The 12,246-nt window shown below is 65.3% G+C and carries 10 protein-coding genes; all 10 read right to left on the bottom strand.

Annotated elements, in window-relative coordinates:
• Window positions 1–42: 42 nt before the first annotated feature.
• Window positions 43–1,032, bottom strand: coding sequence for a formimidoylglutamase (gene hutG / locus UC34_RS12825; RefSeq protein WP_084070604.1), 990 nt, complete (start codon window positions 1,030–1,032; stop codon window positions 43–45).
• Window positions 1,033–1,057: 25 nt separating this feature from the next.
• On the bottom strand, window positions 1,058–2,275 hold the full coding sequence (hutI, locus tag UC34_RS12820) for an imidazolonepropionase (protein WP_044455850.1): 1,218 nt from the start codon (window positions 2,273–2,275) through the stop codon (window positions 1,058–1,060).
• A gap of 7 nt (window positions 2,276–2,282) precedes the next feature.
• Window positions 2,283–3,662, bottom strand: coding sequence for an amino acid permease (locus UC34_RS12815; RefSeq protein WP_044455849.1), 1,380 nt, complete (start codon window positions 3,660–3,662; stop codon window positions 2,283–2,285).
• 209 nt (window positions 3,663–3,871) lie between these two features.
• A complete protein-coding gene (gene hutH / locus UC34_RS12810; protein ID WP_044455848.1) occupies window positions 3,872–5,404 on the bottom strand; it encodes a histidine ammonia-lyase in 1,533 nt (510 codons plus the stop codon).
• 54 nt (window positions 5,405–5,458) lie between these two features.
• On the bottom strand, window positions 5,459–7,138 hold the full coding sequence (hutU, locus tag UC34_RS12805) for a urocanate hydratase (protein WP_044455847.1): 1,680 nt from the start codon (window positions 7,136–7,138) through the stop codon (window positions 5,459–5,461).
• A 117-nt stretch (window positions 7,139–7,255) separates the two neighbouring features.
• Entirely contained in the window at window positions 7,256–8,011 is a 756-nt protein-coding gene (hutC, locus tag UC34_RS12800; protein WP_044458117.1) for a histidine utilization repressor, read from the bottom strand.
• A 315-nt stretch (window positions 8,012–8,326) separates the two neighbouring features.
• Entirely contained in the window at window positions 8,327–9,532 is a 1,206-nt protein-coding gene (locus UC34_RS12795; RefSeq protein WP_044455845.1) for a porin, read from the bottom strand.
• Window positions 9,533–9,625: 93 nt separating this feature from the next.
• Window positions 9,626–10,201: a TIGR00725 family protein gene (locus UC34_RS12790; RefSeq protein WP_044455844.1), complete on the bottom strand. Its 576-nt coding sequence runs from the start codon at window positions 10,199–10,201 to the stop codon at window positions 9,626–9,628.
• The gene (locus UC34_RS12785) at window positions 10,179–11,084 is read right to left on the bottom strand and encodes an ABC transporter permease (protein WP_084070603.1); all 906 of its coding nucleotides are present in this window, start codon (window positions 11,082–11,084) and stop codon (window positions 10,179–10,181) included. The genes UC34_RS12790 and UC34_RS12785 overlap by 23 nt, the downstream gene beginning before the upstream one ends.
• 20 nt (window positions 11,085–11,104) lie before the next feature.
• Complete coding sequence (locus tag UC34_RS12780) at window positions 11,105–12,244, bottom strand: extracellular solute-binding protein (RefSeq protein WP_084070601.1); 1,140 nt, start codon at window positions 12,242–12,244, stop codon at window positions 11,105–11,107.
• Between the last annotated feature and the right edge of the window lie 2 nt (window positions 12,245–12,246).

Here is a 12,246-nt window from a genome sequence, read left to right as displayed (position 1 = left end):
AAAAACTAATACTTTGTATTAGGGGGCGGGAAATTGGGAGGTTCAGAGCAACCGATAGGCGAGACGGGCGGCGACCCGGGCCGCCGCGCCCTGAGCGTCGAATCGCGGGTTGTACTCGGCCAGATCGGCCACACGCAGCTTGCCCGAGCGTCGCACGTGCGTGACGATGGCCTCGATAACCGACAGGGGCACGCCATACGCGGCCGGGGCGGAGACCCCGGGCATGACCGGCGCGGGCAGCACGTCCAGATCGATGGTCAGGTAGACGTGTGAGACATCGGCGATCAGCGCATCGATCTGCGCAAGACGTGCTTCCAGGTGGCGGTCCTGCATCTCCGTGTCTTCGGTGTACGTCACCTTCAACGCTTTGGCCCGTTCGAACAACGAGGCCGTGTTGCTCAGGCGGCTCACGCCCAGACAGGCGTAATCGAACGGCAATCCGGCCGTCTCGCAGGCCTGCGCGATCTGATCGAACGGCGTACCCGAGGTGCCCGGGCGCGCCGTACGAAGATCGAAGTGTGCGTCCAGATTGAGAATGAGCACGCGGGAGCGGTCGCTCCGGGCATCGAGATGCGCCCGCAGACCTTGCCATGTTCCCCATGCCATTTCGTGCCCCCCGCCGAGGATTACCGGATGCGCGCCCGCATCGAGTTGACGGCGAACGGCGTCTGCCAGCGCCTGCTGAGCCGCTTCGAGAGCGTCGCCATCGCACGTGACATCGCCCGCGTCATACAGGCAGGTCATGTCATGCGCCGGCAGATTGGCCAACGCGCGACGGATCGCTTGCGGCCCTTCGGCGGCGCCGACACGCCCCTGATTGCGCCGGACGCCCGCATCGCAGGCGAAGCCGAGCAGTACCGGGGCACCGACGCCCGGCGCCTCGGCTTGCACATCGATCTCGCGCACGATGTTGAAGAGACGCCGCGTATCGCCGCGCTCACCCGCGTCCGTCCGTCCGTGCCAGATTGGCGTGTCGCCTGCCACCGGCTGCGCCGGGTGCACAGGCTGCACAGGCTGTGATTGCGTCGCCATGCAAAGTCTCCTGATCGTCGCTGACTCAAACGGATGCGAGATCGCGCCACACGCCGTGACGCACGGTGCGTGAGGGCAACTCCCCGCCAAGCCAGTACGCCAGCTCCGCCGGTCGCTCGATCTCCCACGCGACGAAGTCGGCCGTTTTTCCGGCTTCGATCGTGCCGTGCGTGTCGAGCATGCCGAGCGCCTTGGCAGCGTTGCGCGTGACACCGGCGAGGGCTTCCTCCGGCGTCAGACCGAACAGCGTGCAGGCCATGTTGAGCATGAGACGCAACGACAGCGCCGGCGACGTGCCCGGGTTCAGGTCGGAGGCCACCGCGATATCCACACCGTGCCGACGCAAGAGATCGACCGGCGGGCGACGCGTCTCCTGCAGCATGTGGAACGCGCCGGGAAGCAAGACTGCTACCGTACCGGCTCGGCCCATGGCCGCCGCGTCCTCCGGCGTCATGTACTCCAGATGGTCTGCCGACAGTGCGCCCAGTTCCGCCGCCATGCTCGACCCGCCAAGCGGCGAGAGTTGCTCGGCATGCAGCTTGATGGGCAGCTTCAGCTTCTGGGCGCGCAGCAACACACGCATGACTTGTGCTGGCGAGAACGCGATGGTCTCGCAAAAGGCATCGACCGCGTCCACCAGGCGTTCCTCGGCGAGCGTCGGCAGAATTTCCGAGCAGACGTAATTGACATACTCGTCAGCCTTGCCCGCAAACTCGGACGGCACGGTGTGCGCGGCCAGACACGTGGTCTTCACCGTTACCGGCAACGTTTCGCCCAGGCGTCGCGCCACGCGCAACATCTTGCGCTCGCTGTTCAGATCGAGCCCGTATCCGGACTTGATTTCCACGGTGGTCACGCCGTCGCGCATGAGCGCGAGCAGGCGTTTGCGGGCCGACGCGAAGAGGGCGTCCTCGGTCGCGTCGCGGGTGTGGCGCACGGTGTGCTTGATGCCACCGCCCGCTGCCGAGATTTCGGCGTAGCTCACGCCTTGCAAGCGCTGCTCGAACTCGAGACTGCGGTTGCCGCCGAAGACCAGATGCGTATGGCAATCGATCAGACCGGGCGTGACCCACGCCCCGTTCAGATCGATGCATTCTTCCGCGCCAGAAGCCGAGCGCTCGCCGCGCGGGCCAACCCACTCGATCTGTTTGCCGTGCGTGACGATCACGGCGTCTTCGATCGCGTGATATCGGCCGTCGCGCATGGTCGCGACATGGCAGTGCTTCCAGTAGGTACGTTTCATGTGAGGCTCATTCCGGGCGCATTTGCGTGCGCAGTTGCACTTCCTTGGGTTTGACACCCAACTGATACGCCATCGACATCAGGACGATCCAGCCCGCCCCGACATAGAGCGCGATGCGCGTGTCTTGCGTGTACCCGAGCACACCGATCACGAAGAGCATGAAGGCGATGGCGAGCGCCGGACCCACCGGCCACAGTGGCACCTTGAACTTCAACGCGGCGACTTCCTCGCTCGACAAGCGACGCCGCATGGCAACCTGCGAGAGCAGAATCATGAGCCACACCCACACCGTGGCGAACGTTGCGATGGACGCGATAATCAGGAACACGCCCTCCGGTATCAGGTAATTCAGCACCACGCCGCCGAGCAGCGCCGCAGTCATCACCAGTACCGTGACCCAGGGCACGCCGTGCCGCGAGGTCGCAGTGAAAATCGCCGGCGCCTGCCCATGCTCGGCCATGCCGAACATCATGCGACCCGCACCGAAGATGTTGCTGTTAATGGCCGAAATCGCTGCGGAAATCACGATCAGGTTCAGGATGGCCGCAGCGGATTCGATGCCCAGCCCCGAGAAAATCTGCACGAACGGGCTGCCCTGGCGACCGATTCCGGTCCACGGGAAGATCGCCATGAGCACACACATGGTGAGCACGTAGAACAGGAGAATGCGGGCTGGTACGGCATTGATGGCACGCGGAATCACCTTCTCGGGATCTTTCGCTTCGCCACCGGTAATGCCGATGATCTCGATGCCGCCGTAGGCGAACATCACCACGGCGAGCGACGCCACCAGACCGCTCCAGCCGTTCGGCAGGAAGCCGCCATGCGACCAGAGGTTGCTCACCGCCGGCGCATGCTCGCTGTGCATCTGCACGCCGGACAAGAGAATGACGCCGCCACCCGCGATCATGGCGACGATGGCGAGAATCTTCACCAGCGCCAGCCAGAATTCCAGTTCGCCATACACCTTGACGTTGCACAGATTCAGGCCGCAGATCAGCATCACGACGCCGAGCACCCAGATCCACTGGGGAACATCGGGGAACCAGAAGCCCATGTAGATACCGAAGGCCGTGACGTCCGCCAGGCAGACGATGACCATTTCGAGAATGTACGTCCAGCCCGTGAGGAAACCGGCGAGCGGACCGAGATTGTCGCGTGCGTAGCGGCCGAACGATCCCGACACCGGCTGACGCACGACCATCTCGCCGAGCGCGCGCATCACCATATAGACGGCGGCGCCGCCGAGGATGTACGCCAGAATGACCGCCGGACCGGCGAGTTGAATGGCCGACGCCGAGCCGTAGAACAGGCCGGTGCCGATCGCTGAGCCGAGCGCCAGAAAGCGGATGTGCCGCGCGCTCAGATTGCGTTGCAGGGTTTTCAAGCTGTCTCCTGAATGCTTGGTGAGCCGACCCGCATGCACGCAGTCACGCTGACACGTAGACGCAGGCGGCAAAGGAAATCGGGCTGTCCGTGCGCCGGCCCCATCAGCGAACTGAGGGACCGGCGAATGAGCGGACAACCCGGTACGCCGCAAAGCCGGAGCGCGAATCACTGTCCGTTTCGCCCCGGCGGGCGATGCTCAGACGTGACTCAAAGGCTCGGCAACGTACCGGCAGGCACGAGCGCGCTCAATGTCCGCTGTGCGATGAGCTCGCTTGCGCCCTCGATATCCGGCGCGAAATAACGATCCTTATCGTAGAACGGAACCGACTGGCGCAGCAGTGCGCGGGCGCGTTCCAGGGCCGGCGTGGTTTTCACGCCTTCCCGGAAGTCCAGGCCCTGAGCGGCGCTCAGCCATTCGATCGCGATAATGCCCTTGACGTTATCGGCCATCTCCCAAAGCCGCTTTCCGGCGTTCGGGGCCATGGAGACGTGGTCCTCCTGGTTGGCCGAGGTCGGCAGACTATCAACGCTGGCCGGATGTGCCAAGGCTTTATTGTCGGAAGCGAGAGCCGCGGCGGTGACCTGCGCGATCATGAAGCCGGAATTCACGCCGCCGTTGGCCACGAGAAAGGCGGGCAACTGCGACATGTGCTTGTCCATCATCAACGAGATGCGGCGCTCGCTCAGCGCACCGATTTCGGCCAGCGCCAACGCCAGATTGTCGGCGGCCATCGCCACCGGTTCGGCGTGGAAGTTACCGCCGGAGATCACGTCGCCCTGTTCCCAGAACACGAGCGGGTTGTCCGACACGGCGTTCGCTTCGACGGCGAGGACGTCGGCCGCCTGACGGATCTGCGTCAGACACGCGCCCATGACCTGCGGCTGGCAACGCAGCGAATAGGGGTCCTGCACCTTCTCGCAATTGGCGTGCGACTGGCCCACTTCGCTTGTCTCGCCCAGCAGGTGGCGAAAGACCGCAGCAGCATCGATCTGGCCGCGCTGTCCGCGTGCGGCGTGAATGCGCGCGTCGAACGGTGCGCGTGAGCCGAGCATGGCTTCGACGGTCATCGCACCGCAGACACTTGCCGCCGCGTACATGTCTTCCGCTTCGAACAGGCCGCGCAACGCGTACGCGGTCGACACCTGCGTGCCATTGAGCAGTGCCAGTCCTTCCTTGGCGGCGAGCGTGAGCGGCGCCAGGCCGGCGACGGCCAGCGCTTCGCGCGCGTTCATCCACTGACCGCGGTGGCGCGCCTGACCCTCACCGAGCAACAGCAGCGACATATGGGCAAGCGGCGCCAGGTCGCCCGAGGCGCCGACCGAGCCCTTGAGCGGGATGCGCGGGTAGACCTCGGCGTTCACGAGCGCGACGAGCGCGTCGATTACCTTGCGACGAATGCCCGAGAAGCCGCGCGCCAGACTGTTGATCTTGAGCACCATGATCAGTCGCACCAGTGCGTCGTCCAGCGGCGCGCCGACACCGGCGGCGTGCGAGAGCACGAGCGAGCGTTGCAGGTTTTCGAGGTCTGCGTGGGCGATGCGCGTCGAGGCGAGCAGGCCGAAGCCGGTGTTGATGCCATAGGCGGTGCGGCCCTCGGCCACGATGCCTTCGACACAGGCGACGCTCTTGTCGATGGCGGCATAAGCCTTCTCGTCGAGCGTAACGAGAGTCGGATGCTGATAGACGTCGCGCAGCTGCGCCAGCGTGAGGGTGCCGGGCGTCACGAACAGTTGGGCCATGGACGGAATTCCTTGATTCGACATAGTCGGGGGTGTCTTGTGTCTGTGAATTGCTTACTTCGCGGTGCCCAGCATGGGCAGGTTCAGACCGTGCTCGCGGGCGCAATCGATCGCAATGTCGTATCCCGCATCGGCATGGCGCATCACGCCGGTGGCCGGATCATTGTTGAGCACGCGGGCGATACGCGCGGCGGCGGCGTCGGTGCCGTCGCACACGATCACCACACCCGAGTGCTGCGAGAAGCCCATGCCGACGCCGCCACCGTGGTGCAGCGAGACCCACGTCGCGCCGCTGGCGGTATTGAGCAGCGCGTTGAGCAGCGGCCAGTCGGACACGGCATCTGAGCCATCGCGCATGGCTTCCGTTTCGCGGTTCGGGCTCGCCACCGAGCCGGAATCCAGATGGTCGCGACCGATGACGACCGGCGCCGAGAGTTCTCCCGAGCGTACCATTTCGTTGAACGCCAGTCCGAGCTTGGCGCGCAGACCGAGGCCGACCCAGCAAATGCGAGCCGGCAGGCCCTGGAAGCTGATGCGCTCGCGGGCCATGTCGAGCCAGCGGTGCAAGTGGGCGTCGTCCGGAATCAGTTCCTTGACCTTCGCGTCGGTCTTGTAGATGTCTTGCGGATCGCCCGAGAGGGCCGCCCACCGGAACGGACCGACGCCACGGCAGAACAGCGGGCGGATATACGCCGGCACGAAACCGGGGAAATCGAACGCGTTCTGCACGCCTTCTTCCTTGGCCATCTGCCGGATGTTGTTGCCGTAATCGAACGTCGGCACGCCCATCGCCTTGAAGTCCAGCATGGCCTTGACGTGGACGGCCATCGACTGCTTGGCGGCCTTCACGACTTCGGCCGGCGTCGAGCGGGCACGCTCGCGATACTCGTCCCAAGTCCAGCCGATCGGCAGATAACCGTTGAGTGGATCGTGCGCGCTGGTCTGGTCCGTGACCATGTCGGGGCGCACGCCACGGCGCACGAGCGCCGGCAGGATCTCGGCGGCGTTGCCGCACAGCGCGATGGAGACGGCCTGACCCTCGGCGGTGTATCGGGCGATGCGGGCGAGGGCGTCGTCGAGATCCTTGGCCTGTTCGTCGACGTAGCGCGTGCGCAAACGGAAGTCGATGCTGGTCTGCTGGCATTCGATGTTCAGGGAGCAGGCGCCGGCGAGCGTGGCGGCGAGCGGTTGCGCGCCACCCATGCCGCCCAGACCGGCGGTGAGCACCCAACGTCCCTTCAGGTTGCCGCCGTAATGCTGGCGGCCGGCTTCCACGAACGTCTCGTAGGTGCCTTGCACGATGCCCTGGCTACCGATGTAGATCCACGAACCCGCGGTCATCTGGCCATACATGGCCAGCCCCTTGGCGTCGAGTTCGTTGAAGTGTTCCCACGTCGCCCAGTGCGGGACGAGATTCGAGTTGGCGATCAGCACGCGCGGCGCGTCGGCATGGGTCTTGAACACGCCGACCGGTTTGCCGGATTGCACCAGCAGCGTCTCGTCGTCGTTCAGGGTCTTGAGCGTCTCGACAATCTTGTCGAAGCATTCCCAGTTGCGCGCGGCGCGACCGATGCCGCCGTAGACCACGAGGGCGTTCGGATTCTCGGCGACGTCCGGATCGAGGTTGTTCATCAGCATGCGAAGCGGGGCTTCGGTCAGCCAGCTTTTGGCGTTGAGTTGCGTGCCGCGGGGGGCGCGCAGGGTGACGTCGCGATATCGGGTGAATTGGCTCACTGTGATTCCCTTGGTTCTAAGCGTTGAATGGCTTGTACAGTATTGTATATACAACTAGCCGTGAACTAGGGTTTTCACGAGGAGCGGCTGGACGCCCGAACCGACTCGCCGAGTCTGTTACTCGGTATCGCCGAAACGACCTTCGAGGCGGTGGCGTGAGCCGGGGTGCAGCAAACGGGCTACGGAAACGATCCGCTTACCGGACCACGTGCGTCGTCGAATCAGCAGGCAAGGCTCGGTGCGCTGGATCTGGAGCATCTGCGCTTCGTCCGGCGTGGCGGTCACGGCTTCGACGACATGCTCGCCGGAGCTGAGCGGTGAGGTGCGCTGCAGATAGGCGTTCGGCGTGAGCTTGGTGAAATCCTGCTCGAGGTAGTTCGGTGCGAGTGCCGGGTTCACGAAGCGGTCTTCGATCTGCACCGGAATGTTGTCCTGATAGTGCACGATCACGGAATGGAACAGCTTCTCGCGTTCCTGCAATCCCATGGCGAGCGCGCGTTCCGGGCCGGCGAGTTCTTCGCGCAGCAGTTTCACTTCGGCGCGATGCCGATGCCCGTGCTCGGAGATTTCGTCGGCGATATTGTTCACGGCAAGCAGCGGCGAGTGCGATTTCGGCTCTGCGACGAAGGTGCCCACGCCTTGCATGCGTACGAGCCGCCCTTCGGCCGTAAGCTCGCGCAACGCGCGATTGACCGTCATCCGGCTCACACCGGACTGCTCGACGAGTTCGTTTTCCGACGGCACGCGATGATGCGGCGGCCACGCGCCGGTGTCGATCTGACGGCAGATGAACTGCTTTAGCTGCAAGTAGCGCGGCGCAGGCCCTTGATCGGTAAGCGTTTCGACAGTCGGCTGGGCGGTTTGACGTGGCACCTTGTTGGCCTCTCCGGTCACGTATGTGCGGGTGGGAAAGCCTGAAGGATAAGCCAATCGTCTGCCGCACAGGAAAAAAACGGCACGCCGGCGCACGGCACGGCTTGAGGCAAGGCCGTGCGAGGGGTGCGAAAGCGTGCCCAAGGGTGAGCCGGTCCGTCACGCAACGCCACACCATGTCCACAACGTTGCGTGCCGAACCGGATCTCGCGAAGTCCCCGAAGTGCAACTCGGGTCCCCCCGCCGTGGGGCGGCGCAGGGCCGTCCAGTGTGACCCTACGACATCAACCGTTCCACGCGCATGCGCGCAGACGCTCAGAACGTCTGACGCACGCCCACGCGCACAAACGTCTGCGTCGCCGTGGCGGAAGAGATGCCGTTGCCCACGTCGCCGACCGACGCCGTGGCCGCGACGACGTTGCCGAACGTGTCGAGCGTGCTGCCCGACGCCTTCTGGTAGCCGACCAGACCGTACAGCGACGTGCGCTTCGACAGCGAGTAGTACGACGCGAAGTTCACCGTGTGATACTTCGGACCGCCTGCGCCCTTGACGTCGCTGCCTTGCGTGTAGTTGTACGCACCGGCCAGTCGCAGGGCCGGGGTGACCTGATAGGCCACGGTCGCGCCGACCGTATTGAACGTGAAGCTGCTGGCGAATGTGGAGAGCGAGCCCGGCGTGTACTGCACGTTGCCGTACTGGATGCCGACCTGCGTGGCGCCGAACGTGTAGGTGCCGGCTGCGGAGATGATGCGCTGGCTGGCCGCCGAGGCGAAGCCTTCGTTGATCGACGAGGAGAACGTGCCGTCGTACGAGCCGGTCCACGTCCCTGCCGCACCGTAGGCGTTCGTGGCTTGCAGGTAGCCTGCGCCGATGGCGAACGGACCGCTGGCGTACTGACCGCCAAAGCCCCAGGTGTTCTGGTTCTTCACGCTGCCGGGCTGACCGCCGAAGCCGTAGATCGCGCCGAACTGGAAGCCGGCGTAAACCGGACTTGCCCACTTCACTGAGTTGTTCACGCGCGACTGGTTGTCCTGGTTGTCGATATCGCCCGGGTGTGCACCCATGCCGGTGACGAACGTGCCTGCGCTCAGCGAGCCGACATAATCGACGATCGGATCGTACTGACGACCGAACGTGAGCTTGCCCAGCGTGGCGCTTTGCAGACCCATCCACGACTGACGGCCGAACTGTCGGCCACCCTGGCTCGCCGTGCCGTTGCCGATGTTGAAGCCGTTTTCCAGCTGGAAGATGGCCGAGTTGCCGCCGCCCAGGTCTTCCGAGCCCTTCAGACCCCACCGGTCGCCAGACCACGTGCCGCTGGCAAAACCCCAGACCGATCCGTTGGTGTAGTTGATCGGTGCGCCGACGCCACCCTTGGAGTTGGCCGTGCGCTGACCGCTCGCGTAGCCCACGCCGGCATCGACGATGCCGTACAGGGTCACGCTGCTTTGTGCGTAGACGGGAGCCATGAATCCGGCCATACCGCCCAGGCCGAGTGCAGCGAGAAGAATGCGTTTCATAATATTAGTGGTCCTAAATTTATATTGCAGGAACGTCACGAAAACGCACCGGCAGTTCCCCGGTGTGGGTCGGTTTTTGTGGAACTGCCGGTGTCACTTGCCGGGGGTGTCACCTCCGGGAAGTCCGGCGACGGCGAGCCATGTGGCCACGGCCACGACCAGCGCGTCGATATCGTCGAAGCGTTCGGTGCCCGGCACGGCAGGGGCATCGAGGACGGTAAAAACCGGTTTGCGCCACTGCAGGCCCAGCGCGATTTCCGAGAGTGTGCCCAGCCCCCCGCCGATGGCGACGAGGCAGACCGAGGCGCGCGCGATCAGGGCGTTGCGCGTAATGCCCAGCCCGGTCGGCAGGGCAACGCTCAGATGCGGGTTGGCGTCGGCAGCGTGGTCCTCGGGCAGCAGACCGATCACGATGCCCCCGGCGGCGCTTGCCCCGGCCGACGCCGCTTCCATCACGCCGCCTTTGCCGCCGCATACCAGCGCGACGCCTGCCGCGGCCAGCGCGTGGCCGATGCATTGCGCGGCATATCGCTGAGCGGGCGTGGCTTCGCGCGGACCGATCAGGCCGACGGGCGTGACGTGACGCGACGCGCCCGACTGCCGGGCCGCCAGTTGAGCGAGGGCGTGGCGGGCCGCAGCCGACCACTCATTCGGGATGACGCCGTACAAGACACTCTCCAAGAGCGAGTACACCGCTGCACACGGCCATCAGCAAGAGCGACAGTGCGGCAGCTTGCGGGAAATCCGTTTGCCCGTCCGACATCTTCAGGAACATGAGCAACGGCAGGATGTTGATTTGTGTGCCCGCCAACGCGAGCGCCGTGCCGTACGTCCCCAGCGCAATCGCGGTGACGAGGCACCACGCGGCCGCGAGCGTGGGCCAGAGTTCGCGCAGAGCGATGTCCACGATCGCACGCAGCGGCGTCGCACCCAGCGTGAGCGCCGCTTCGATGGGGCGGCGGTCGAGGTTGGCGATGGCGGGGTAGACCATCAGCGCCACGCGCGGAATCAGGTAGTACGCGTACGCCGCGACAAGACCCGGCGCCGTGTAGATCAGGGCGCCGAAGCGCACCGGATCGGCACCGAGCGAGGCGAGGGTCATCGTGACGAAGCCCGAGCGTCCAAACGCCAGGATGAAACCGTAGGCGATCACCAGCCCGGAGAAGGCAAGCGGCACGCCCATGGCGGCGAGCCAGAGACGGCGGCGGCGTGGCGTCTGACGCGCCAGCGTGATCGCGATGAATGCACCCACGACCAGCGAAGCGGTGCCTGCACCCACGGCCAATGCCATTGAATTGACGAAGGCGTCACGTACCAGCGGATCGAGTGCGATGGCGCGAAATGCGGTGCCATGCCGCTCGAATGCGGCGACCAGCAGCGCGGCCAGCGGCAAGCCGAAGCCGAGCGTGAGCACCACCGCCGCAGGTAAACCGCCGAAGCGACGAACCCAGCCGCGGGGCGCGGCGCCGGGCCGGCGGGTGGCCGGCGGTTCGTTCGATCCGCCGATCCGGGGCGTGTCGACCCGAGCGTTCGATGCGTGCACAGAAGTCATGGTGCCTGAGGTGCGCCGGCTCACTTGGCAAGCGCGGCTGCGGCCCACAGGCGATCGACTTCCGCCTTCTGCGCCGCCGCGCGGGCGACGTCGAGCGGGTGGACCTGCGGGGCGTCCGGCATACGGGCGCGCATTTCGGCGCTCAGCGGCGTGCCGGGCACGGCCGGACGCACGTAGCCTTGCGCGAACAGCGATTGACCGACCGGACTCATGATGAGGTTCAGCCAAAGCTTGGCGGCTTCCGGATTCGGGCCGTGCTTGACCAGACTGATGGCGTAGGGTGCCGAGACGGTGGCTTCCTTCGGAATCACGACCTGTGCCGCGTCGCCCATGCCGTCGGTGTACTTCGCCTTCAACCCATCGTTCTCGTAGCCGATGAGAATCGGGATCTCGCCTTTGAGGAACTTGGCGTAGGGCGTGGTGCCCTCCACGCGCAGCACGTTCCCGGCGTCGCGCAACTTACCGAAAAACGCCGCGCCCGGCTTCGGATTGTCGACGCTACCGCCAAACGCATAGGCGGCGGCAAACACGGCGACCTGGCCCTGACCGGTCGAGCGTGGGTCCAGGTAGACCACCGAGTTCTTGTATTCCGGCTTGAGCAGATCCGCCCACGTCTGCGGAACGTGCCTGACCAGCTTCGTGTTCACGAGAAACGCGATGTTGAGCGAGTGAATCGTGAACCAGCGCCCGTCGTTGTCGCGGAAGACCTTGGGCAGCGTGTCGAAGTTGACCGGCTTGAACGGGGCGACGACGTCCTTCTGCACGGCGTCCAGCGCCGAGCCGGCGAAGTAATAGGCGGTGTCGGCCTGCGGACGACGGCGCGACTTGTCGAGCGCGGTGACGGTCGCGGCCGAGCCGATGTCGTTATAGGTGATTTCGACCTTCGGATAGCGCTTTCGGAATTCGGCGAACAGGGCTTTCCAGTTGGCCCATTCCGGCCCGGTGTCGAACGACACGACCAGACCTTCCTCGGCGGCCTTGGCGTACAGCTCGGCTTCGCCCGCGTAGAGCGGCGCGCCAGCGCTGGGCTGTGCGTTGGCTTGCGCGCCGGACTGGGCGAGGGCGAAGGAGGCGGTGCCGCTAAGCAGCGCGACAGAGGCAGTGAGCGTGGCGAGTGCCGACACGGCGCGCGCAGGCAAGGCGGATGCAGGGTGAATCATCG

The organism is Pandoraea vervacti, from assembly GCF_000934605.2.
Lineage (GTDB): Bacteria > Pseudomonadota > Gammaproteobacteria > Burkholderiales > Burkholderiaceae > Pandoraea > Pandoraea vervacti.
This window is presented reverse-complemented; position numbering and strand designations above follow the sequence as displayed.